The following is a 23073-nucleotide window of genomic DNA, read 5'->3' on the forward strand; positions in this document are numbered from 1 at the left end:
AATGCCGCTTTTTTGTGTGAAAAATTTAGTCACTGCTTTTCGGTAGACTAACGAAGCGACCTTCAAATACCGCACACAGTTTATCAGCACACCAAAGCTCTATAGATAAATTGACTCGAATTCGTTTACCACGTTGCAATGCTGATAGATCTGTATCTATCCATGCTGTTCTGGCAACAGGATCTGCAGTTATAGGGGCAATATAACGAACATTGGCATCGGCGAGTACGATATCACCTTCAACCTTAGCAAGTTGTTGTTGCAGCCAAACCATGCCCCAACCCGTTAGGGTCATAAGGGTATAAATACTGCCAGCAAACATCGTTTGATGCAGATTAACATTGGGGGATAATGGTGCAGTAACACTAAAACTTTGCCCGGAAAAACTGACAGGAGTAATCTGCATAAACTGACTCACGGGAATCGTCTGATACCAAGTACTTTGCAGTTGCTTTATTAAGCCACCTTCGTCAAAAGCCAGTTTTTGCATAGCCACTATACCTGCAAATTAAAGGTAACCGGGCCGTCATTGACCAGTGAGACCTTCATATCAGCAGCAAACTCACCCGTTTGTGTGTTAACGCCTTTCGATAGACAAAAATCAACAAAAGCCTGATAAAGCTCACGCGCTTGCTCTGGTGTTCCTGCCCCCGAAAAGCTAGGCCGTAAACCGCGACCAGTATCTGCCGCCAAGGTAAACTGCGAAACCACTAATAAACTGCCGCCAGCCTGTTCGAGATTGAGGTTCATTTTACCGTTTTCATCGGAGAAGACTCGATAACTCATCACCTTAGTCGCCAGCTTTTCCATTTTGGCTAAGTCATCTTCGCGCTCAACACCTAATAGCACTAACAGGCCTTTATCTATCTCCCCAATGGTTTCACCATCAACGACTACGTTAGCTTCACTTACACGTTGAATTAAGGCAATCACTTACACACTCTCCTGTAAAAACTTAATGACTAAAATGAAAGAAGCGCAGATGAATACTCCGCTTACGGATAACTGAACGAACAGACATTCACTCACTCACTCACTCACTCACGGAAAACCGTTTTCCAGCGGTCTGTAGGTCGGCATTTATGCCGACAAATTCAAACAAGACATTTGATGGGCTAAAGCCTAAGCCACAGAAGATACATACTGTGAGTACACGCAGCGTTCCGTAAGTAACCGAGTCGCATCCGCAAGGTCACTTGTTTTAGTGTTCCCTTGGACCTTTCTTAGCCTTCCCTAAAGCCTAAAACTTTCTGCTTCTAGGGCTTTATTTTTCAATTACCTTGTTTAAATCGACTGAATATTCTGCATGACTGGAATCGGTTTAATCACACCTTCCGAGCCCTCAGGTAATGACTTACCGACTTGGCGCAAACCTTCATCGGTCCACAATATAAAGCGACGGATCTCTTCCATACTAATGGTATCAACAAAAGTTGCCGCACCTTGCACTTGGATCACAGCCCCTCGCTCTCTTACTACAAACTTAGCAAAGTTAAGTTTCTGATTAAGGGTACCAATCATCACTAATACCTCTTTACTACCCACATACTTAGGATGAATAGCGTAGAAGCGGTTCATTAAAATGCGGTCAATGCCTTCAGGATTAATGCTAGGTTGTAAGATAAACTGGCTATTATCAAAATTAACCGCCACACCATTCGGACCCGCTTTTTTGGCTAAATAACTTTTATTGAGTAATGCTTCCAGTAGCTTATCGGTAGCTTCAACATCCGTCATACCTCCAAGGGTCACACTGTCAGGTGCTTTTGCTGTTGCTTCTACTTCTGTATTACTTTCAGTTGCTGCACACGCAGTAAGTCCTAACATTAAACCTATGATTAATAGTTTCTTCATCTTTATTTTTTTCCTTGCTCTATTGTTTGGGCCATTTCACGTATCGCGCTTACCACGGCTCGAGTCATTTTTACATCAGCCAAGGCATGGTAGCCGCCTTTAATTTCCATCAACTTAATCATTTGATTCTGATGCTCTTGTAAAAAACTAATTACCACCCCAACTGGGCAAACCCAGTCCAGCTCTCCCTGTATAATGACGGTTCGCGTCTGAATATTTACCAATGAATCGCATAATTGATCAAAAGCAGCAAAATAATTATTAGCTACATAATAAAGCTCGATGCTTGCTAACACCTGACTGAGATTTACATTTTCCTTATATTGCTTACAACCTGGGTAAGCCAACGCCATTTCCCATCTGAGCCAGCGACGGGTAAAGTCCTGTCGAACGCTAGCGCATTGATGCTCTAGTCCATCTCTATAACGTGCAAAAAGCTGTTGAGTATCAGCGGTTGCAACAACACTAAAATCAAGCTGCTCAGATGAAAATAACCGTGCAGCCCCTTGTTGACCATATAGCCACTGGATACTCTCTTCGCTAGGAATGAATGCCCCCCATAACACTTGTTCGATGACGCGCTCAGGATACTTCGCTGCGTATAACAGCCCTAGCGTTGCACCAAAGGAGCCTCCAGCAAGCGCCCATGTTGATATGCCTAGCCATTGCCGAACCAGCTCTATATCCGTAAGCAGCTTGCTAACATTATTATGTTTGAGCTCTCCTCTGGGTCGCGAGAGTCCCGCTCCCCTTTGATCCATGAAAATGACCCGATACACAGACAGATCAAACAAAGCTAACTCTTCGGTAGAGCAACCAGCTCCAGGACCTCCATGTAGATAAAGCAGCGGGATCCCTTGAGCGTTACCATACTGCGCAATATAAAGCTCATGACCATCGCCAACCGCCAACCAGTTTCTGGCAATAGGTTTGAGATGATTCAACATGTCCTTTAAGCGCTCTTTTCAGATGTCGATTCAGCCTGCTTAGCCGCCAGTTCGGTCCTTTTCGTCGCTAAATCAAGCTCCTCGAGTTGAGCTGCCTCAGCCAATCGTGCCGCCCGGGCAATATGCCGCTCTCGCAGATACTCAGGCATCGCCGCCGTAATCTCTGCACCAACAAGTACAATAATCCATGAAACATATACCCAAACAAACAAAATCGGGATCACCGCTAATGCACCGTAAATAGCTTCATAACTAGGGAATTGAGTCACATAAAATGCAAAGCCTTTTTTACCAAGCTCAAACAACATTGCCGCGACAATAGCGCCCAAAAGTGCATGAAAGAACTTCACCTTCTTATTGGGCACGACCATATAGAGCAGCAAAAATGCCGCTACAGAGAACATCATTGGTAAACGCTCAATGATTAATGGCACCACCCCTGACAGCTCTGAGTCATTGAATAATTTAAGCGATACCAGATAAGAGGTCGCAACCAAACTAGCCCCCACCAGCACAGGCCCGAGTGTCAATACCATCCAGTACATCGAAAAAGACACTGCAACCTGACGCTTCTCTTTAGTACGCCAAATACTGTTGAGCGATTTATCAATTGCAGAAATAAGCATTAGCGCCACCACAACCAAGGCGGCAATACCGACGGTAGTTCCCTTTGAGGCATTATCGACAAATTCATTAATATAAATTTGTACCGTATCTCCAGCAGCAGGTAAGAAGTTGTCGTAAACAAAACCTTCTAACTGACCTCTAATGCCAGCAAATACCGGAAATGCTGACAACATAGAAAACATCACTGCAACTATCGGCACTAAAGACAGCAAAGTGACGTAAGCAAGATGTCCTGCCTTAATGTTGACTTGATCCTCTTTAAAACGGCGCAGCAAATGTAAAAAAAATGCCCAAATGCTCCACAAAAAAGACCTAAATTGATTTACTGCTAGCTTATTTTTCACTTGTTACTCTTGATTCTGTTAAAGTTGTACCAAATCTGTACGACAATATATGATTTATGAATACCTATATTGGTACAATAAAGCTTATAACCTTCTCTTTACAAGTATAAGGATTGAATTGATGTCTCAACAAGGTTCCGCAGGCAATGTTATCGCCGCTATCGCCAGCTTTTTCTTTCCCGGTCTAGGGCAATTAGTACAAGGTCGCATATTAGCCGCACTGATGTTTTGTATTGTCGCGGTAGTCGGTTATGCCATGTGGTGGTTGATCTTCCCTGCGATCATCGGCGGAATTGCACACCTGTGGAGTATTATCGATGCGGCTAAATTTCGCGCCAACTAGCGAATTTAACTTTTAGCCTAAACTTTAGAATCACTTTCAGGATTGAATAAGATGAAGAAAATATTATCGGTTGCCATTGTCAGTACCAGTTTATTACTGACTGGCTGTCAAAGTGCTTACTACGGTGCAATGGAGAAAGTCGGTTATCATAAACGCGATATCATGGTCGATCGTGTCGAGGACGCTAAAGAGTCTCAAGAGGAAGCACAAGAGCAGTTTAGCTCTGCACTGGAAGAGATGCAGGCACTGCTTAATCATGACGGTGGCGATTTAGAAAGTGCCTACAATAAAGCTAAAGATGAGTATGAGTCTGCCCAAGATGCCGCCGATGATGTGACAAATCGTATTGATAAAGTTGAAGATGTAGCTGAAGCTTTGTTTGATGAGTGGCAAACAGAAATAGGCGAAATCAGCAAAGCAAGTCTGCGCCGCAACAGTGAATCTAAACTAAAAGAAACCCGTCGTTCATATACTCAACTAGTGAAAAGTATGCGCCGCGCTGAAAGTAAAATGCCACCAGTACTGACGGCAATGAAAGACAATATGCTGTACTTAAAGCATAACCTTAATGCCCAAGCCATTGGTGCTATCAAAGGTGAGTTTACTAGCTTACAAACAGATATATCAGGTCTTATCAAAGAGATGAATAAATCGATTGATGAATCAACCAAGTTTATTGCTTCACTAGAAGGCAAATAAGCGCAGTCTAAAGTGAGGTTCCTAGATATTGACCTCTAGGAGCCATACTTGTGACCTTTCCCTTACTTTTTCACAAGCCATTTCCAATTACTCGATCCGCTGCACATCCTTGCTGCTGCAAAAGAACTTAATTGCTATAAAGTTTTCACATTAGTATCAATCATTACTAAACGTATTTGCTATGAGCTTTATCGAATCCTTAACGCTTACATTGGCACTCACCTACAGTGTGAGCCTGCTTTATTGGAGTGGCAAAAAATGGGGAGCAGCAATAAGCGGAGTCCTTGTTTCAGGCGCTGTCTTATCGAGTCTGTACTGGCCCCTAGTAGCCGCTCTCGTGATTGCGGTCATCATCATAGGCTTAGTTAACAAGTTCCAGCCTCAAGTCGCTCAGGGCGATATGAGGAGCAATAACCTTCGTGAAGGAATCCAACATCTGCTGGCATTATCGATGTTACTGGTTGGGGTGCAATTTGCCGTGAACAGTGCACTGCTCAAAGCTGGCGTGACCCCATGGTTAATGCGCCCAGATGTGGGCGACGCCTTTCTGCCCATTGCAGGCGGCATCGAACTAAAAGCCATTGTGACACTGGGTATATGGGATCAAACCCACCCAGCAGCCTCAGTCATGCTCACCGTCGTGCTATTAACTGGCTTGCTCTGTAAGCGTGCTTTTTGCGGCTGGGCTTGTCCACTTGGGATCGCTGGAGAGTACCTGTATAAACTCAGAAAGCGCTTTATCAAAGCTGAATACTTGCCACCAGCATGGTTGGATTGGCCGCTAAGAATGCTCAAGTATCTAATCTTAGCCGGCTTGCTATACATTATTATAGGAATGCCAGCTGCTGGTATCCCAGGCTATTTAAATAGTAATTACCACAAGATAGCGGATCTAAAAATGGCGCTGTTTTTTATCACTCCAGGCTTAGTCACGCTACTGTGTTTTGGCTTTATCTTGAGTCTGTCGGCATGGCGTCGACAAGGATTTTGCCGTTACATCTGCCCTTATGGTGCACTACTGGGGCTAGTTAGCTTTCTAAGCCCCTTTAAAATTCGCCGCAGCACACAGCATTGCTTGATTGAAAGTAAAGGCATGAACTGTGATAAGTGCACTCGTGCTTGTCCGGCCAATATTAGCGTACATACTCAGCTTAATGTTCGCTCAGACGAATGCCAAGCCTGTATGAGGTGCGTGTCTGCTTGCCCGAAACCAGAGGCATTACACCTTAGCACTCGCAATGGCATTAAGTTGTCAGCACGAGGCCTGACGATCGGATTAATAGTGCTACTGTTTTTAATCCCACTTATCGCCTATCTAAGTGGTTTCTGGGTCAGCCAGACCCCAACGGAAACGCGGATGTATTTGATCCAACATTTAAATTCGATAGGCCATTAAAGTCATCAACTCTAGACTGAGCGCAAAAGGTTCTAGGTTCTAGGTTCTAGGTTCTAGCAAAGACGGTAAAATTTTAGACGAACGGCCTGCGGCCTTACGGCGCGCTTCGCTTACGGTAAGATCTAGAAAAGAGACGGCATAAATGCCGACCTACTTTAAGAGAAGATTCTGGCAAGCCCTAAAATCAACATTAAAAGCCAAAAGATGTTTTCTGTTGATTTTCTAGCAAGAGCTAGTCTGTCCTCATTGTGAGTTGGTGAACATCTTGTACCTGCTCAGCTTTAAGGTAGGTGCTAGCTGTATCCAAAGCTCATTGGTATTTCATTGCCAATGGACTAGCCATTTTAAATCTAAATTTTTGTTAATGGAGAAAGTTGGAACCATCTAAAACTTTCGCACTCTGATTATATGAGGCCAATGTTTACGCGCCAATTTTATTAGCTAACCACTGTAAAATGCTTTGCTAAATATTTGTTTTCTTGTTTTGTTCATCATCCCAACTGCACATTCCTAGTTAGGTTTGGCACCAGATTCAGTTTCGACGCTAGCGCACTCCAAATTGAACAACTTTTACGGCAATCCATATGGGTTGCCTTTTTTTTGTTTTAAACATTTACATGAAAAAGGCTAATTGATTCAGTTTGATAATATCCTTTTTAAGTTGGCGCTGATAATGTAACCAGCTCTTACAAACATGGAAGCTTTATCAAAGATGGAATTACAACAACAGTCACTACAGGGCAACAAGATATCGCTTGAGCCCGCCCGCAACGCTAATATCGATTCGATTAGAGGCTTAGCAGTGCTGGGCATTTTATTTATCAACATCTACTTCTTTGGTAATGGCTATTTGGGCTATGCCGATCATGAAAGTGTCCCACTGCATGACACCTTAACAATGCTGTTCAGTAACTTTTTTCTAGAAGGTAGATTCATTAGCCTCTTTTCAATACTGTTTGGTGTCGGGCTAGCCATCCAATACGATAAGTTGTCGACTCAAGCTGGAGACGCATACAAAGCCATGAAGTCCAGATTAAAATGGCTATTACTATTTGGTGTAATCCATGGCATTTTTATTTGGTATGGCGACATACTGTTTACCTATGCCCTCGGTGGGTTTGTGGCGCTTTGCTACCTTAAGCTCGATAATCGTAAACTGATCAAGAAATCAGTTATGTTCATCACTATCCCGCTATTTCTCATGACCATCATCAGCTTATTTGCACCAGAAGAGCCTATTATCCGTGGCACAGCCCTTTTTGAAGAGGACATATCGATTTGGTCTGCAGCCTACAGTGAACAACTAATGATGCAATTTATCATCTTTGTTGGACTACTATTTATCACTCCGTTCACGACTATGTGGATGGCTGCAGGTTTAATGCTATTAGGAGTGATGCTGTATCGAAAAGGTGTATTTGAAAAAGGTTTTAGTCAAAAACAGCTAGTGGTGTTTGCCCTAAGCACCATACTGCTTTCTACTGTCGATAGTTTATGTTCACTTGCCGCAGATCCTAAATTGGCCTCATTGTCCATGACGATAGTGATGGCCAGTGCTATTCCTATGGCGCTCATTTATCTTCATCTGGCGGTAAAACTATGCCAAAACCGTGCAAACGTATTGGCTCCGTTACAGAAAGTCGGTCGCCTAGCATTTAGTCTCTACATACTGCAGTCAGTTTGTGGCGTACTGCTGTTTCGCCATTTTGCACCAACATTAACGAGTACTCTCGACCGCCCAGAGTACATGTTGATTGCCATTGGCTTTTCTATCTTCCAAGTCATGCTAGCCAGTATCTACCTTAAGTATTTCAATCAAGGGCCACTGGAGTGGTTATGGCGCAGACTTGCAAGTCAAAAACCGATAAATCCAGAGTCAACGTCAATAGCAGCAACTGACAGCTGATATTATCCGCTGCTTAAGTTAGCAGCGATGCAAATGAAGCTTATTCACTCAATAATAAAAGAACTTTATGAACAGCAGTATAACTGAAAGTAAGCCACTAGCTTTTATCTGGTTTTCAGTGGCGTTATTAATATCTGTCCTTAGCGTTTGCTTTGCGATAAATGACGCACTAATGCTCGTCCCTAGTTTTCTTGGTTTGGCGGTTATACATATATATGTAGGCCGCCAAAGATTAACTAAATATCAAATACCTGATGCACAATATAAAAAAGTGATCCAAACGCTAGGAATATTTGTAGTTATCACATCTGGGAGTGTTGCGGGGTTTTATCAACTTAGCGCAGCTTAACTCTTTCTGACAAGCTAAAGTGACAACAGCCTATCAAAAAGGAAATGCCAATAAATGAATGGGGCAATCTTACTCATAAAGTGTTGGCCATGTATTAATACCAGCACTACCCATGACTAAATGGATTTAGGAATACCAAGCAATATCGGGAATATTTCAGGTTCCATGGGTATTGGCATAAATGTTCTGACCTCCAAGGACGGAGGGAATGCCAATAAATGAATGGAACACTCTTACTCATAAAGGGTTGGCCAGACATAAATCCCCTCCTAGCACATCCTGTACTTCGGGGATAAATACATCTGACCGCCAAGGATGGTGGGAATGCTAATAAATGAATGGAACATTTATGGCCATGTATAAATACCAGCACTACCCATCCATGGGTACTGGCATAAATGTTCCAGACATAAAAAAGCCCCGAGCATTTGCATGCTCAGGGCTTTTATAACGTTACGCTTGAAACAAACTAACTGCGCAGCATTAGCTGCAGCAAATTATTTTGCGTCTTTAGCAGTACGGTTATGACGCTTACGCTCATTCTCAGTCAAGTAACGCTTACGAACACGGATGTTCTCTGGAGTTACTTCTACTAGCTCGTCATCATCGATGAACTCAAGCGCTTGCTCAAGTGTCATTTCGATATGCGGAGTTAGTACCTGTGCTTCATCAGTACCTGATGCACGCATGTTGGTAAGCTGCTTACCTTTCAAACAGTTAACTGTAAGATCGTTAGCGCGAGCATGTAGACCAACTACTTGACCTTCATAAACTTCTGCAGCGTGAGTGATAAATAGACGACCACGCTCTTGAAGGTTAAACAATGCAAATGTTAGTGCTTTACCGGTTGCGTTTGAGATCAATACGCCACGAGCACGTTGACCAATATCGCCGCCTTTCACTGGACCGTAATGGTCGAATGAATGGTAGATAAGACCTGTACCAGAAGTCGCTGTCATGAACTCAGTTTGGAAACCGATTAGACCACGGCTAGGAATAACGAAATCGATACGTACACGACCCTTACCATCTAGCTGCATGTCACGCATGTCACCTTTACGGGTACCAAGCTTCTCGATTACTGCACCTTGATGCTCTTCTTCAACATCAACAGTCAAAGTTTCGTATGGTTCGCACATCTCGCCATCGATCTCTTTTTCGATAACTTCTGGACGAGATACAGCTAGCTCATAACCTTCACGACGCATGTTTTCAATCAAGATTGAAAGGTGAAGTTCACCACGACCCGATACGCGGAAACGATCTGGGCTGTCAGTTTCTTCAACGCGAAGTGCAACGTTGTGTACTAGCTCCTGCTCTAGACGCTCAAGGATGTTACGTGAAGTGACGTACTTACCTTCTTTACCCGCGAATGGAGAAGTGTTGACTTGGAAAGTCATTGTTAGTGTTGGCTCATCAACAGACAATGCAGGCAGTGCTTCTACTGTTGTAGGTGCACAGATTGTGTCTGAAATTTGTAGCTGACCAAGACCAGTAATTGCAACGATGTCGCCCGCATTTGCTTCAGCAACTTCGTGACGCTCAAGACCCATGTAACCAAGCACTTGGCCCATTTTACCGTTACGTGTCTTACCGTCAGCACCAATAACGGTGACCTGCTGGTTAGTTTTAACGCTACCACGCTTGATGCGACCAATACCGATAACACCCACGTATGAGTTGTAATCGATTTGCGAGATTTGCATCTGGAAATCACCTTCAGCATCAGCATCTGGTGAAGAAACTTTTTCAACGATAGTTTCGAAAAGCGGTGTCATGTTGTCGCTTGTTTCGTCTGGATCTAACGTTGCAAAACCGTTTAATGCAGAGGCATAAACGATTGGGAAGTCTAGCTGCTCGTCAGTTGCGCCTAAGTTGTCGAACAAGTCGAATACTTGGTCGATAACCCAATCAGGACGTGCGCCTGGGCGGTCAATCTTGTTAATAACAACGATTGGCTTAAGACCTTGAGCAAATGCTTTCTTGGTCACGAAGCGAGTTTGTGGCATTGGGCCATCTACTGCGTCAACGAGTAGCAATACTGAGTCAACCATAGATAGAACACGCTCTACCTCGCCACCGAAATCGGCGTGACCAGGGGTATCAACGATGTTGATACGGTAATCGTTCCACTTGATGGCAGTGTTCTTGGCCAGAATCGTGATACCACGTTCTTTTTCAAGATCATTTGAATCCATCACCCGCTCAGTGGCTTCTCCTCGAGACTCAAGGGTTCCTGACTGCGCCAGCATCTTATCAACCAAGGTAGTCTTACCATGGTCAACGTGTGCAATAATGGCGATGTTACGTAAATTCTCTAACACGGCTAAACCTCTTACCATCGGTATAAAAATATAGGGGGTACTGACAACTGCTAAACCAAACTAGTATAGTAGTTGCAATAAAAAGCGTGACATTCTACTCTAGGTAGCGAGTATCTCACAGGATTATTTTTAACCAATCGTTAAAAATAACGCTTGCGCGTTGCTTTTCTTCGCCATAACGCCCGCTTTATATACACTTTTTATCAATCACTTTTATGACATTAATTCTACTCTACCTCTCTGTTGCAGTGCTCCTTTCGGCTGTTTGAGGTGATTTTTCGTCATTGTGCTACCAAATATCCTGTTTAATTTGTTTTTAACAGCATCTCCTTGTTTTAGGCATTTCAATATAGATGCCCTTCTACAACACTTTACTGTCTTGTATTGAAATAACACTTATCTATATTTGGTCGAGTTTTGTTTGACTTACACCCTATAAAAAATTCTTCTGCTTGCTATTCTGAGCGCCAGCTTTTGTATTTAGATAAGTTGCTTCTAAATAGATTGCACGATTATGACGCACGCACCAAAATGATCCATCAAGCGCACCATTATAGTGCAAAAAACTGCAGCGCAAGTTATTGCCGCAGCCTATAATTGATTAATATCAATTGGTTATAGGTTTGGCACAACTATCGCTTTAAACAAAGCAGAATCGCACTATGCGCTAAACATTAAGATAAGAACAAGGGATAACCCTTTACCCTACTCGGAGACTTTAGAATGTCAGCTGAATCAGTTTTACAACAACTAAAAGAATTAGAAGTTAAGTTTGTTGATTTGCGTTTTACCGACACCATAGGTAAAGAGCAACATGTTTCAATTCCTAGCCATCAGGTTGATGAAGACTTTTTCGAAGACGGTAAGATGTTCGATGGTTCTTCAATCTCAGGATGGAAAGGCATTAACGAATCAGACATGGTATTAATGCCAGATGCTGCAAGTTTCGTACTTGACCCTTTCACTGCGGAAACAACAGCTAACATTCGTTGTGACATCTTAAACCCAGGCACTATGACAGGTTACAACCGTGACCCTCGCTCAATTGCTAAGAAAGCGGAAGACTACTTACGCTCTACAGGTATCGCTGATACTGTATTGATTGGTCCAGAGCCAGAGTTTTTCCTATTTGACGATGTTAAATATGGCGCTGACATGTCTGGCTGTTTCTACAAAGTAGATGCAGAAGAAGCAGCTTGGAACTCAGGTACTAGCTACGAAGATGGCAACAAAGGTCACCGTCCAGGTGTTAAAGGCGGTTACTTCCCAGTAGCGCCTGTTGATTCATCACAAGATATCCGTAGTGCTATGTGTTTAGTACTTGAAGAGATGGGCCAAGTTGTTGAAGCGCATCACCATGAAGTAGCAACTGCTGGTCAAAACGAAATTGCGACTCGCTTTAATACTCTTACGCTTAAGGCTGATGAAGTTCAGGTGCTTAAGTACGTTATTCATAACGTTGCTCACGCTTACAATAAGACAGCTACGTTTATGCCTAAGCCAATCGTTGGTGACAACGGCAGCGGTATGCACGTTCACCAGTCTCTAGCGAAAGATGGCGTTAACATCTTTGCTGGTGACAAGTACGGCGGATTGAGCGAAACAGCACTATTTTACATCGGTGGTATCATCAAGCATGCGCGTGCAATTAACGCATTTGCTAACCCATCAACTAACTCTTACAAGCGTCTTATCCCGCACTTTGAAGCGCCAGTAATGCTAGCTTACTCAGCAGCTAACCGTAGCGCTTCAATCCGTATCCCTGTGGTACCAAGTGCAAAAGCTCGTCGTATTGAGCTACGTTTTGGTGACCCAATGGCAAATCCATACTTAGCATTCTCTGCAATGTTAATGGCTGGCCTTGACGGTATCCAAAACAAGATCCACCCAGGTGAAGCAATGGATAAAGATCTTTATGATCTTCCAGCTGAAGAAGCGGCTGAAATCCCAACTGTTGCTACTTCACTAGAAAATGCACTTGAGTGTCTAGATGCTGACCGTGAGTTCTTGACTCGTGGCGACGTATTCAGCAACGACTTCATTGATTCTTACATCAAACTTAAGTCAGTTGACGTTGAGCGTGTGAACCAAACAACTCACCCAGTTGAATTCGAGCTTTACTACAGCTTGTAATATATAAGCCGCTGTAATGGCTTAACGGGTACAAAATACAAAGCCCTAAGCAGAAATGCTTAGGGCTTTTTTGTGCTTACAATTCAAGCGTTTCTTTTTTGTACAATGCGACTACAATGATCAACAGCTATAGTTATGACAGTAAGTACTTGTCACACAAGAAGGAACTGCTATGCCTGCCGGGATCTACGCTCAATGCCGCTTCATTTTTGCCGCTTTCACACTGATGTTGATTGGCCTAATTAATGCTAACGCTATTGAGTGGCCACAGGAGGTGACCGCTAAAGAGGGCAACATTGTGGTGTATCAGCCGCAACCAGAATCGCTAGACGGCAATATCTTGCAAGGGCGCGCCGCGATGTCTTTAGAGCTCATCGATAGAGACGAGCCTATTTTTGGGGCCTTCTGGTTTAGTGCTCGCATTGACACCAGCACCGAGAATGCAACCGTTAGGGATGTAAGAGTGACTCGTGTACGCTGGCCGGAGTCAACTGAAGCCGACGAACAACGCTTTACTGAAGTGGTAGAGAGCTCCATTGGCAGCAGTAGCTTTACTATCTCGATGGAGCGCCTGTCAGCCAGCCTTGCCAACGCCAAACAGGAAAAACAAAGCCTAGAGAATATTAAAAATGATGCGCCGAACATTGTTTTTCGTCAGCAACTTACAGTACTTCTCTCCTATGATGGTTCACCGCAATTTAGAGAGATCGAAAATAGCCCTTATGAGCGAGCGTTAAACACGCCCTTTGCCGTGGCGCGCAACAAACAAACCAAAAAAATGTACCTAAGCAGTGGTACTTTTTGGTACACAGCAGACAACCCTATGGGGCCTTGGCAAGTTACCGAGTACCCACCTGAAGATTTAGTCAAGATGTTGCCAAAGCCCGAGGATTCAGAAGCAAAAAGTAGCGGGACGGCGCCAGCTGTAATCGCAGTTAGCACTCCAACAGAATTGGTGGCAACCGATGGCAAACCCAGATGGAAGAGCCTAACCGAAGGTAAGTTGCTTTATGTCAGTAATACTGAGACTGCTTGGATAAGAGAGGTCTCTTCCGGTGACATGTATCTGTTACTTTCTGGCCGCTGGTTTCAAGCTAAAAAAGAAGCTGGGCCATGGGCCTTTGTCCGTGCAGATAAACTTCCCCCTAGCTTTAATGATATTCCACCCGAATCAGACATTGGTGGATTAAGGGTATCCGTCGCGGGCACAACCGAAGCGGATCAAGCGATGCTTGATGCCCAAATTCCGCAAACAGCAGCGATTAAACGCAGTGAGGCCAAACTCAACGTTGAATATGATGGTGAGCCAAAATTTGATGCGATCCCCGGCACAAAAGTCGCTTACGCTGTCAATACGGCAACCCAAGTGCTAAAAATAAATGGTCAATACTACGCTGTCGACAATGCCGTTTGGTTTGTTGCCTCTGCTGCCAAGGGACCATGGAAAGTTGCTGACAATGTGCCGACTGACGAAATAGCAAAAATTCCGCCAAGTTCGCCAGTTTACAACACCACCTATGTCGAGATTTATGACTCAACACCCGAGGTTGTCTATGTCGGTTATACCCCAGGCTATATGTGGTCTTACCCTTATTACGGCGTCCCGGTATATGGCACAGGTTGGTATTACCCTCCCTATTGGGGACGTTACTACTACCCTCGCCCACCAACCTGGGGGCTGCATGTTGGCTATAACCCGTGGACCGGCTGGAATGTGGGCGTAAGTTGGAGCAACGGCTTTTTCAGGGTTGGGGTTGGTTGGAGTGCAGGTTGGGGTAACCATTATTATCCCGGCCGTTGCTGTGGTGGCTACTACGGTGGTGGTTACCGACGCCCAGTGGTCATAAACACTGGCGACATCAACATCGGCAATAGCGTCAGTATTGGCAATAGAACTAACATCTCTAATAAGGTTGCGCGTAACAATAATATTTCCGGTAATCGTGTCGGTAAAAACAACCTGTATAATCGCCCTGAGAATAGAGTTCGCAATGCAGATACCACTAAAATAAACAGCAATTTCAAACAAGCCACTCACAATAAAGATCGCGCCAACAATGTTTTTGCTGATAAAAATGGTAACGTAGCACGAGACTTGAACGGTGAATGGCAAAGCCGTGACAAAGGTAGTTGGACTCCCGCACCAGCAACTAGAGACAGAGTTGAAACAGGATTAAATAATCGCAATGTCAATCAACCTGTGACGCTGCCTTCTAGACCAAATACCGAATTAAACAGGTCTAACAATATGAATAGGCAGATGAATAACCGTAACTTTGACCGTGAAAGCCTAAACCGCTCCCGCAATGCTCGCCAGCATGGTATGGCGCGTGAAGGCCGCAGAGGACGCTAATCCCGCTTTGATCATAATAAAAGGCTTGCACACCGCAAGCCTTTTATATTTCCATACCTATCTCGCCCTGACTAAGTTGACACCCTGTTAATGGCTCGTTAGTTTAACTGTTAAAACACACCATAAGTCAGTGTTCTGACGTTAAATAATAAGTGGTTCCTGATCTATGTGGCAAAAACTTCAACCCTATCGTTCTTCGATAATCCTTTTGTCAGCACTACTTATTGGTGGCGCTATCGGTATCGTGTTACCCGACTTGGCTTTATCGCTAAAACCTATAGGCCAAGTGTTTCTAAACTTGCTGTTTATGATCATTGTACCGCTAGTAGCGATTAGTGTGACCTCGTCTATTGCACGTATGACGGATCTAAAAAAGCTAGGCATTATTCTTATCACACTATTCATGGTATCCATTGCGATGGCAATTATTCCTGCGGTATCGATTGTCGGGTTAGCATTGGCTTTTGACCCTGCACAAGGCGTGGTACTCGATCTGCATCAGCAGGTTGAAGCGGGAGCTGGCAACATGGATTTTGTTGGACTGCTGACCACTAATGACTTTGTCGGCTTACTGTCAAAATCTAACATACTGGCACTGATCATCATGTCAGTCATTGCAGGCATTGCGATTGGTCAATCAGGCAAAGACGGCGAGAAAGTCTCTGCCATGCTCGACAGCCTCAATACTGTAATCATGAAAATCGTCTCTATATTAATGGTCGCAGCGCCTGTGGGTTTAGGCGCTTACTTTGCCTCAACCATGGCCAGCCAAGATACCGAGCTACTCAGCACCTTTGCTCGCGCAATTGGCTTATTCTTTGTCGCAGCCTTTTTCTACTTTACTGTTGGTTCAACAATTTACGCATGGCTTGGTGGCGGAGTAAAAGGTGTTAGCCAGTTTTGGAGAAATGCGGTTGACCCATCGGTCACAGCATTAGGCACCAGCTCCTCATTAGCCACATTGCCAGTCAATATTCGCGCAGCAAATAAGATGGGGATAAAAGAAGAGATCGCAGACATCTGCCTGCCTCTATTAGTTAATCTCAATAAAGGCGGCGCTTCAATGACTACCGCATTGAAGATTGTTTTTATCTATTCGATATTAGGCTTAGATTTTAGCGCTGATGTTTTTGCTCTCACCGTACTTATCTCAGTGCTATCCGCCTTTATTATAAGTGGCGTACCTGGAGGGGCTTTTTTAGGGGAGATTTTTATAGTGACCACCCTCGGGCTCCCCATCGAAGTGATCCCAATTCTAGTCATTATTGGTGCAGTCACCGACGCCCCAGCAACGTTAATCAATGTCATTCACGACCTTAATGCCACGCAGATCATCGAACGCATAAATGGTAAGCGCTATAAAAGCGCCACAACTAGTGAATAAGTGCCGATAACAACATGAGTAATTAAAATATATTTAAACGACTATTATCAACCACTTAAAAACACGACACTTGGCGTGTCATATGCCTATTGTGCGACTGTCATATCAATGACGGCGTAGATTATAGGAATTTGTGTTCAACTTGCTGCAATTCAAATGCAAACACAGCGAGGAGCACATTATGGAAAACTCAATCACTCGACATAAAATGGATACCACTATGGATATGGCGACGATTACCAATGGATATTGGTACTATTTTGAAGATGCCGGAGTGCGCATTACTGCTCACGGTTCAGGGTATTCAGGCCAAGAAACTGTCTATGTCAATGACGAGGTTGTGAGTGACAAGCGCAACCTTGGAATGAAAAGCTCGCACGAGTTCTGCCATATGGGCAATGATTACGAGGTGAGATTTCAAGTAACCAATCTTCTTACTGCCACTGTAGCTTGCGCCCTTTATAAAAATGGCGAGTATGTCACTACAGAAACCAAAGCCTACCGTAATATGGATGGCAAATCAGCCCTTAAGCAAATATCGATTTTTTTCATCGCTGGACTTATTTTTGGTGGGGTAGCGGCTTGGTTAGCCCATCGATTTATAGCTTGATTAAATGCCAGAGATATCGAAAAAACTAAAGGAGCTAGCGGAGTAAAATATGGAGATTGATGCGATAACCGTAAAAGCACTGCGCCAGTCTAAAGGCTGGACACAACAGCATCTGGCCGATGCTTGTGCTATTAGCTTACGCACGGTTCAGCGAGTAGAAAAAGAGGGCAGCGCATCAAGTGAGACATTGTTGGGTTTGTGTGCGGTGCTGGAGGTTGAACAAAAGAATTTGTTACAGATCCCAATTCCCGACCGCCAACAGATGCAACAAGTCTCTTTGCGGTCTCAATCAATAATACTCGCTATTGCAGTGGTGTGTGGTGGCTGTATAGGTGCCATTATCACCTATCTAGCACTAAGCTAACACAAAGCCCAAGTTAAATACTTGGGCTTTGTGTTATATCTTCTTAATACTGTTAAAAATTTGCCTTGGCAATTACTGCCTTTGAGGCATGGTAAATACTGCAACTCTGCCGTCATGCCCAGCAGCAACCACGCTGTCATTATCAATGGCCAGCGAATAGTAACCTTGCTTTAATCCGTCTATCTGCAGCGACTGCCAACTGTAACCATGGTCAAATGAAATATCTGTTGCGAGCTTTCCCGTTACGATACAAGTCGTTTGATAACAAACCATCGCAGTTCTGAGACCTGGGGTAGATTTTCGGGTTTTATGCCACACTTTATTCTTTAAATATACGATATTGGCATCATGTTTATCCCGTTGCTGGTAGTCACCACCAACCACAAAAATATCATTAACGCTATTTTTAGAAATGCCATATCCGCCAGCAGTTTGGGTGTCATCGAACAAGGGGATATGCGTTCGTTGCCAGTACTCACCATAATCTTGCGAGGTATAAATAGAACTGCTATACCCTCCTGTGGTAAACCACGCCTGACCCGCTTCACCGACCATAAGGGTGTTACCACTAGCGGCAAATGCAACTTCACGATCCAATAATTCCGGTAACCTGCCACGGGCAATTCGCTGCCAACTCTTTCCACCATCACGTGTGCGCAAGATAACAAAGCAACCGTCAACCGGATCGCCTAACAACAATCCATTGTTTCGATCCCAAAAAGCAATCGAATCAAAAAAGCCTGCTTGATGTTTGTTTTGCAACAATAACTGCCATGAAGCGCCCTGATCTTCGGTAATGTAGAGTTTAGATAGCTCGCCTTCGCCAGCCCCCATGACTATCGCCGTATTGGCATCAAACACTTCAATGTCGCGAAAGTCTGTTAGCGGCTGATTTTTAACAGATACATCAAGCCAAGTTTTGCCTGAATCCTTGGATAAGAACACGCTATTTTTAGACCCACTAACCCAGAAAACACCGTCAGCAGCAGCGCTACCACGAAACGATAGATTGGCATTTATTTGCTGGGTATTCCACACACTGGAGACAGCTGAAAAACTGAATAGACAAAGTAACGACATGATTAACTTCATTAAACTCACCTTGTAATACTGAAGTACTGTAACTATCACCTAATACTAGGTAATAGGCAACTAACGCTTAAAAGACAAAACCATATCAATCATCTTAATTCTCTCAATAAATATTAGCACTCGGTTAATTAAGCCAATATTAAACAACAACTTAGCTTAAAGTAAATTTAAAAAACAGTGGACAATTATTATGCAACACCTCTAAACTGTGAGCTCGATCACAGTTTTACGGAAGGAACTAAAAATGAAAACATCCCTTACGACTCCATTGATACTAGCAACACTGCTTTTCTCAACATCAACTTTGGCAGCAATGGCGCCAGTGGCAAAGTGTAACGATTGCAGTGCAACAGCCGCACTTGATGCAGCCAAGGCATTAGCTGCAGGCAATGTTTACGTCGTTGATTTTGTAAATGCTACAGCCCAGAAATATGTATCTGATGATAAAGGCAACACTGTTGTAGCGAAAATGAGCCTAGGTGATATCACTAGACTAAACCAACAGTTTGACTACCGTAAAACGCATTTACGTGCACTTAATCGCTAGCAACTACTAGCATTAATCGACGCCTTGAGCCCCATAGATATGGCTCTTAAAAGGCGTCGCTAAGTTTAAGTGTTAAGTCGCTTTTACCCATTTCAAGAACTCATGTATATCGGCCTCATCATTATAAATATGTGGCGACACCCGCATTCCAAAGCTTCGTACATCAACACTAACATTAGCACTTTTTAGTCTTGGTAAGACTTGTTGCTGTTTATCGGCAAAATCTAGAATAATGGTACCACTACGTTGACTTGGCGCCCGAGGAGAAACCACTTTGCCTTCCAGTTCTGCAGCAATAACATCGAGTAACTGTTGGTTATGTTGCCGTAGTGCAATCGAGCCCACGCGACTAAAATACTCAATGCTGTGAGATGCTATGGCAAAAGGGGCAATAGAGGGAGTACCTCCCCAAAATTTCAATGCACTTTGATGATAACGAAAGTCATGAATATCAAACTCGAATGGATTCTCATGGCTAAACCAGCCGACATCTTTAGGTTGGCAATCCGCGATATGTTGTTTATTGACCCAGAGATAAGCCGCTCCAGGCCCACCACATAACCATTTAACGCTAGAACCTATCATGAAATCGGCCTGCAACGCGTTAAGATCTAGCGGTACAATACCTGCTGACTGTGCGATATCGACTAAGGTCAATGCCTCTCTCGCTTTAGCTGTTTCGACAATCTGCTCTATTGGCGATAACTGCCCCGTGTTTGAGTAAGCATGACTGACAAACACCATATCAACATCTGAAGTAATAAAGCTATCCCACACATTAGCGTCAGTAATGTCGTTTGCAGCGGGGATAAATCGCAGCTCACAACCATGAGGTAACGCCTTCTTCAGCGCAAAACCCATGCTGGGAAAATCAAGCTCACTCAATAAAATTACAGCATCACTTTGCTGCAAGCGTTCTACTGACATCACCAGTTTAGTCAACGCACTCGACAGGTTAACTTGCGGGCAAAACTCGTTAGCAGGGGCGTTAAACAAAGTTGATAACGCCTGAGTAAAGCGTTCAATAATACCAAGCCAATCTCCCCAAGGTTCAACTCCAGAGTCTTGCCACGGGGTAAAAAATTGCTGTTTAAAAGATTGCTCTGCCGTTTTTAGCGGCCGTCCCACTGAGTGGTTTAATAAGTAACAACCTGGCGCCAACATAAAGTCGTTTTTAAAGTCCTTCATATCAAAGCGCCTCTAAACTGGCTTTGAGCGACTTAATATCATCGTAACGCGTGTTGATATCACTGCGCTCAGCGGCAGCCCGGCGATCACGTAGTTTCTCCAACGCATTCAAAAGTACCGGTAATGGTGGGCCACTGGCAGTCACCTTATCCATATGCTGTTGCTGCAGTTTCTTTGAAGGAACAGCAATGTACTTGTTCACTAACTCGTTATGATGTTGAATAGCTGTATCACCATGCAGCGCACAAACTTCTAAAAACAGTGTTACGTTTTCTGTAAACCAGGATTGCTGATTTAGATGTTGTAGTGCTAAAAGCTCATCCATAAAGCTAGTCCGGCGCATACAGTCACGCAAAATACTTTGATCTTCAGGCATCATATACAAAAACTTATCCACCAGCATTTGCGAATAAGCAGGTTCGTTGGCCTCACACAGCCCTAACAACATATCAATGACGTTAATGCCTGCAAAATCACCCGCATTGGCACCACGATATACCTGAGAGCCCACTCTATATGGCTTGTAATAGGGTCTTACACAATAGAAAAAATCATCAGTATCGAGCTTTTTAAATAACTGTTGATTTGACTCTTTAACATCGACTAGCGCTTGCTTGGCAACCTTGAGTAAATCTGCTGCGATAGGATGAGTGATCCCAAGAGGCTCAATTTTAATCAGCGCATCAGCTGCACGCTTATATGCCAAAATGCCCTTAGTATTGTAATCAACAAATAGCTTTTCGGCAGGCAGGTTAGTAAAGCGTTTATAGAGACCGTTTTGCGCACTGTTATGGGTGGTTAAATGGGCTGTGGCAAATCTTGGCGTCACGCCGATAGAGGCGCCAATATGCATTGCTAACGCCGATGCCTCAGTGAGTGGTGAAACTCTTTCTCGAGAAGGCTCAGTGATCTCATGACGGCGACATGCCGCCATATACAAACCAACATTTCCCAATAGATCAAAGGCATGATCAAATCCTTCATCGGTGTTTCCCTCTGCCAGCAGGGTCGCAATCATCTCTCGCCCTTCCCCTTGCAAGGCTTGCTTCAGATGCTCACCCACACCTTCAACATTGGCGCGGTCAGCCTGCCCTGCATAAAGTTGCTCTAATTCGGTATTAAGCTCGACAAATCGAGTGCGGATCCAGTGATCAAAGGCACGGGTATTGAGAGTCATAGAGTAAGTCCTATTATTGTTATTATTTTGTTGAATTAGCCTATCAGTATCTCTTGGGTTGAAATCATCATTCTTCATTGAATAACTTTAGATTAAGATCGAATTCCACTATAAATTAGCGTTATAGTGTTGAAATAGACTAAAAGTAAATAATGGGATGACTCATTGGACAGTAAAGATCGTAATATTCTCGCTATTTTGCAAAAGCATGGTCGTATTGCAATCTCTGAGCTCGCCTCACGACTCAATATGTCTGATACGCCTTGCCTGCGCAGAGTCAGAAAACTCGAAGACAGTGGAGTTATCAGCGGCTACGCTGCTCAAATAGAGCCAAAAGAGGTTGGCCTTAACGTGGTGGTATATGCGTTTGTGCGCCTCACCGAAAACTCAGATCAACATGCACAGCGATTTGAAAGTGCAATGGAGCGACTTGAGCAAGTGATGGAATGTTCAGTTGTGACAGGGGGGCATGATTATGTGCTCAAAATCGTTGCAAGCGATCTACTCAGCTACGAAAGTTTTGTAAAAAAATCCCTTGGCAGTCTTAACTGTATTGCGGGTATAGAGTCTACCGTGGTGCTAAAACAAAACTTTTCTCGAAGCACCCTACCGTTATAGCAAGGTTAACTATTTGACCTTAAACAATTTAACTGAGCGTATCATCTAGAATTCAGATTGAAAATATTGTTGATAGATCAAGCATGTCAAAAATCACTAGACGACCGGTCTAATAGCGGCTAAGCTAATAACCATGAAAATTGAATCTCAGCAGACACGTCAACATATTATCGATTCTGGCTATAGCCTTATTTCGAGTAAAGGCTTTTCGAATGTCGGCTTATCACAGATCTTAAAATTTGCCGATGTGCCAAAAGGCTCTTTTTACCACTACTTCAAATCTAAGGAGCAGTTTGGCGAGGAGATAATCAATAGTTACTTCAAGGGCTACCTTAGCAGTATCGATGAACTATTTGAGCCTCGGCATGGGACAGGTCTTGAACGGCTGATGAGCTATTGGTTACGTTGGCAAACAACACAGAGCGATTGCAGTATCGACCAGAAATGCTTAGTGGTTAAGCTCAGCGCTGAAGTTGCCGACCTATCAGAATCAATGCGCCTTGCACTTGATAAAGGTTCCTCGGCTGTCATCGCTCGTCTAGCTGGATGTATTCAAGCTGGTATTGAAGATGGCTCACTGCCAACAATGCAAGCTGACATAACAGCAGAAACCTTATACCAGCTTTGGTTGGGCGCTAGCTTAAGAAATAAGTTATCCCGTGATCCAAATGCAATCGAGCGCGTATTGCAAGTCACCAAAGCCCTGTTGGCTCAGCCTATCCCTCCACTGAAATAGCCAGCAGTTTTATCTCCCCCGCCTATGCTTAGGGCGGGTATTTTTTAACTATTTACTAGACGACTGGTCTACTAAATTGTAT

Annotated in this window: 21 protein-coding genes; 12 read left to right on the forward strand and 9 right to left on the reverse strand. The window is 43.8% G+C overall.

All coding sequences use genetic code 11. The features are described from left to right. Positions 1–25: 25 nt before the first annotated feature. From AB4135_RS01315 to AB4135_RS01335, 5 genes are all read right to left on the reverse strand, one after another. On the reverse strand, positions 26–490 hold the full coding sequence (locus AB4135_RS01315) for a thioesterase domain-containing protein (RefSeq protein ID WP_371989641.1): 465 nt from the start codon (positions 488–490) through the stop codon (positions 26–28). A 5-nt stretch (positions 491–495) separates the two neighbouring features. Beyond that, positions 496–933 carry a D-aminoacyl-tRNA deacylase gene (gene dtd, locus AB4135_RS01320; RefSeq protein WP_248974782.1) on the reverse strand — a complete coding sequence of 146 codons (438 nt, stop codon included), beginning with the start codon at positions 931–933 and terminating at the stop codon, positions 496–498. A 351-nt stretch (positions 934–1284) separates the two neighbouring features. Beyond that, entirely contained in the window at positions 1285–1854 is a 570-nt protein-coding gene (locus AB4135_RS01325; protein WP_371989643.1) for a hypothetical protein, read from the reverse strand. 2 nt (positions 1855–1856) lie between these two features. Then, positions 1857–2801 carry an alpha/beta fold hydrolase gene (locus tag AB4135_RS01330; protein WP_371989645.1) on the reverse strand — a complete coding sequence of 315 codons (945 nt, stop codon included), beginning with the start codon at positions 2799–2801 and terminating at the stop codon, positions 1857–1859. A gap of 5 nt (positions 2802–2806) precedes the next feature. Beyond that, positions 2807–3772 (reverse strand): virulence factor BrkB family protein, encoded by a 966-nt coding sequence (locus AB4135_RS01335; RefSeq protein ID WP_371989647.1) that lies wholly within the window; start codon positions 3770–3772, stop codon positions 2807–2809. Between the two features lie 121 nt (positions 3773–3893). Between AB4135_RS01335 and AB4135_RS01340 the strand changes: the two genes are divergently transcribed. The 4 genes from AB4135_RS01340 to AB4135_RS01355 all read left to right on the forward strand — a co-directional run bounded on the left by AB4135_RS01340 (position 3894) and on the right by AB4135_RS01355 (position 8116). After that, a complete protein-coding gene (locus AB4135_RS01340) occupies positions 3894–4115 on the forward strand; it encodes a hypothetical protein (protein ID WP_371989649.1) in 222 nt (73 codons plus the stop codon). A gap of 51 nt (positions 4116–4166) precedes the next feature. Then, positions 4167–4814 carry a DUF2959 domain-containing protein gene (locus AB4135_RS01345; protein ID WP_371989651.1) on the forward strand — a complete coding sequence of 216 codons (648 nt, stop codon included), beginning with the start codon at positions 4167–4169 and terminating at the stop codon, positions 4812–4814. A 181-nt stretch (positions 4815–4995) separates the two neighbouring features. Continuing rightward, the gene (locus AB4135_RS01350; protein ID WP_371989653.1) at positions 4996–6210 is read left to right on the forward strand and encodes a 4Fe-4S binding protein; all 1215 of its coding nucleotides are present in this window, start codon (positions 4996–4998) and stop codon (positions 6208–6210) included. A 712-nt stretch (positions 6211–6922) separates the two neighbouring features. After that, positions 6923–8116, forward strand: a complete 1194-nt coding sequence (locus tag AB4135_RS01355) for a DUF418 domain-containing protein (protein WP_371989655.1) — start codon at positions 6923–6925, stop codon at positions 8114–8116. Between the two features lie 846 nt (positions 8117–8962). On the opposite strand, the gene typA is transcribed toward AB4135_RS01355, so the two are convergent. Next, positions 8963–10807, reverse strand: coding sequence for a translational GTPase TypA (gene typA / locus AB4135_RS01360; protein WP_020910493.1), 1845 nt, complete (start codon positions 10805–10807; stop codon positions 8963–8965). A 705-nt stretch (positions 10808–11512) separates the two neighbouring features. Here typA and glnA point away from each other — a divergent pair. The 5 genes from glnA to AB4135_RS01385 all read left to right on the forward strand — a co-directional run bounded on the left by glnA (position 11513) and on the right by AB4135_RS01385 (position 17633). After that, positions 11513–12922, forward strand: coding sequence for a glutamate--ammonia ligase (gene glnA, locus AB4135_RS01365; RefSeq protein WP_020910491.1), 1410 nt, complete (start codon positions 11513–11515; stop codon positions 12920–12922). 172 nt (positions 12923–13094) lie between these two features. Beyond that, entirely contained in the window at positions 13095–15275 is a 2181-nt protein-coding gene (locus tag AB4135_RS01370) for a carbohydrate-binding family V/XII (protein ID WP_371989657.1), read from the forward strand. A gap of 166 nt (positions 15276–15441) precedes the next feature. After that, entirely contained in the window at positions 15442–16659 is a 1218-nt protein-coding gene (locus AB4135_RS01375; RefSeq protein WP_371989659.1) for a dicarboxylate/amino acid:cation symporter, read from the forward strand. A gap of 181 nt (positions 16660–16840) precedes the next feature. Then, a complete protein-coding gene (locus AB4135_RS01380) occupies positions 16841–17269 on the forward strand; it encodes a hypothetical protein (protein ID WP_371989660.1) in 429 nt (142 codons plus the stop codon). Positions 17270–17318: 49 nt separating this feature from the next. After that, complete coding sequence (locus AB4135_RS01385; RefSeq protein WP_371989662.1) at positions 17319–17633, forward strand: helix-turn-helix domain-containing protein; 315 nt, start codon at positions 17319–17321, stop codon at positions 17631–17633. Positions 17634–17705: 72 nt separating this feature from the next. Here the strand turns inward: AB4135_RS01385 and AB4135_RS01390 are convergent, their stop codons facing one another. Next, positions 17706–18725, reverse strand: coding sequence for a WD40/YVTN/BNR-like repeat-containing protein (locus AB4135_RS01390; RefSeq protein WP_371989664.1), 1020 nt, complete (start codon positions 18723–18725; stop codon positions 17706–17708). A 244-nt stretch (positions 18726–18969) separates the two neighbouring features. Between AB4135_RS01390 and AB4135_RS01395 the strand changes: the two genes are divergently transcribed. Beyond that, complete coding sequence (locus AB4135_RS01395) at positions 18970–19272, forward strand: hypothetical protein (RefSeq protein WP_371989666.1); 303 nt, start codon at positions 18970–18972, stop codon at positions 19270–19272. A gap of 72 nt (positions 19273–19344) precedes the next feature. Here AB4135_RS01395 and AB4135_RS01400 read toward each other — a convergent pair whose 3' ends face one another. Further along, positions 19345–20460 carry an aminotransferase class V-fold PLP-dependent enzyme gene (locus AB4135_RS01400; RefSeq protein ID WP_371989668.1) on the reverse strand — a complete coding sequence of 372 codons (1116 nt, stop codon included), beginning with the start codon at positions 20458–20460 and terminating at the stop codon, positions 19345–19347. Between the two features lies 1 nt (position 20461). Next, on the reverse strand, positions 20462–21637 hold the full coding sequence (locus AB4135_RS01405) for a monodechloroaminopyrrolnitrin synthase PrnB family protein (protein WP_371989670.1): 1176 nt from the start codon (positions 21635–21637) through the stop codon (positions 20462–20464). A gap of 165 nt (positions 21638–21802) precedes the next feature. Between AB4135_RS01405 and AB4135_RS01410 the strand changes: the two genes are divergently transcribed. Both AB4135_RS01410 and AB4135_RS01415 read left to right on the forward strand, forming a co-directional pair. Then, the gene (locus tag AB4135_RS01410; protein WP_371989671.1) at positions 21803–22255 is read left to right on the forward strand and encodes an Lrp/AsnC family transcriptional regulator; all 453 of its coding nucleotides are present in this window, start codon (positions 21803–21805) and stop codon (positions 22253–22255) included. A 133-nt stretch (positions 22256–22388) separates the two neighbouring features. Next, positions 22389–22991: a TetR/AcrR family transcriptional regulator gene (locus tag AB4135_RS01415; protein ID WP_371989672.1), complete on the forward strand. Its 603-nt coding sequence runs from the start codon at positions 22389–22391 to the stop codon at positions 22989–22991. Positions 22992–23073: the final 82 nt, after the last annotated feature.

It is taken from the genome of Shewanella sp. 10N.286.54.B9 (genome assembly GCF_041468565.1).
GTDB lineage: Bacteria > Pseudomonadota > Gammaproteobacteria > Enterobacterales > Shewanellaceae > Shewanella.

Excerpts from the sequence above, each read along its gene's own strand:
- AB4135_RS01385 (WP_371989662.1), top strand. The coding sequence starts at position 17,319 with ATGGAGATTGATGCGATAACCGTAAAAGCACTGCGCCAGTCTAAAGGC.
- AB4135_RS01415 (WP_371989672.1), top strand. The coding sequence starts at position 22,389 with ATGAAAATTGAATCTCAGCAGACACGTCAACATATTATCGATTCTGGC.
- AB4135_RS01325 (WP_371989643.1), bottom strand. The coding sequence starts at position 1,854 with ATGAAGAAACTATTAATCATAGGTTTAATGTTAGGACTTACTGCGTGT.
- glnA (WP_020910491.1), top strand. The coding sequence starts at position 11,513 with ATGTCAGCTGAATCAGTTTTACAACAACTAAAAGAATTAGAAGTTAAG.
- AB4135_RS01315 (WP_371989641.1), bottom strand. The coding sequence starts at position 490 with ATGCAAAAACTGGCTTTTGACGAAGGTGGCTTAATAAAGCAACTGCAA.
- AB4135_RS01405 (WP_371989670.1), bottom strand. The coding sequence starts at position 21,637 with ATGACTCTCAATACCCGTGCCTTTGATCACTGGATCCGCACTCGATTT.
- AB4135_RS01370 (WP_371989657.1), top strand. The coding sequence starts at position 13,095 with ATGCCTGCCGGGATCTACGCTCAATGCCGCTTCATTTTTGCCGCTTTC.
- AB4135_RS01380 (WP_371989660.1), top strand. The coding sequence starts at position 16,841 with ATGGAAAACTCAATCACTCGACATAAAATGGATACCACTATGGATATG.
- AB4135_RS01390 (WP_371989664.1), bottom strand. The coding sequence starts at position 18,725 with ATGAAGTTAATCATGTCGTTACTTTGTCTATTCAGTTTTTCAGCTGTC.
- AB4135_RS01400 (WP_371989668.1), bottom strand. The coding sequence starts at position 20,460 with ATGAAGGACTTTAAAAACGACTTTATGTTGGCGCCAGGTTGTTACTTA.
- AB4135_RS01350 (WP_371989653.1), top strand. The coding sequence starts at position 4,996 with ATGAGCTTTATCGAATCCTTAACGCTTACATTGGCACTCACCTACAGT.
- typA (WP_020910493.1), bottom strand. The coding sequence starts at position 10,807 with ATGGTAAGAGGTTTAGCCGTGTTAGAGAATTTACGTAACATCGCCATT.
- AB4135_RS01395 (WP_371989666.1), top strand. The coding sequence starts at position 18,970 with ATGAAAACATCCCTTACGACTCCATTGATACTAGCAACACTGCTTTTC.
- AB4135_RS01340 (WP_371989649.1), top strand. The coding sequence starts at position 3,894 with ATGTCTCAACAAGGTTCCGCAGGCAATGTTATCGCCGCTATCGCCAGC.
- AB4135_RS01355 (WP_371989655.1), top strand. The coding sequence starts at position 6,923 with ATGGAATTACAACAACAGTCACTACAGGGCAACAAGATATCGCTTGAG.
- AB4135_RS01330 (WP_371989645.1), bottom strand. The coding sequence starts at position 2,801 with ATGTTGAATCATCTCAAACCTATTGCCAGAAACTGGTTGGCGGTTGGC.
- AB4135_RS01345 (WP_371989651.1), top strand. The coding sequence starts at position 4,167 with ATGAAGAAAATATTATCGGTTGCCATTGTCAGTACCAGTTTATTACTG.
- AB4135_RS01375 (WP_371989659.1), top strand. The coding sequence starts at position 15,442 with ATGTGGCAAAAACTTCAACCCTATCGTTCTTCGATAATCCTTTTGTCA.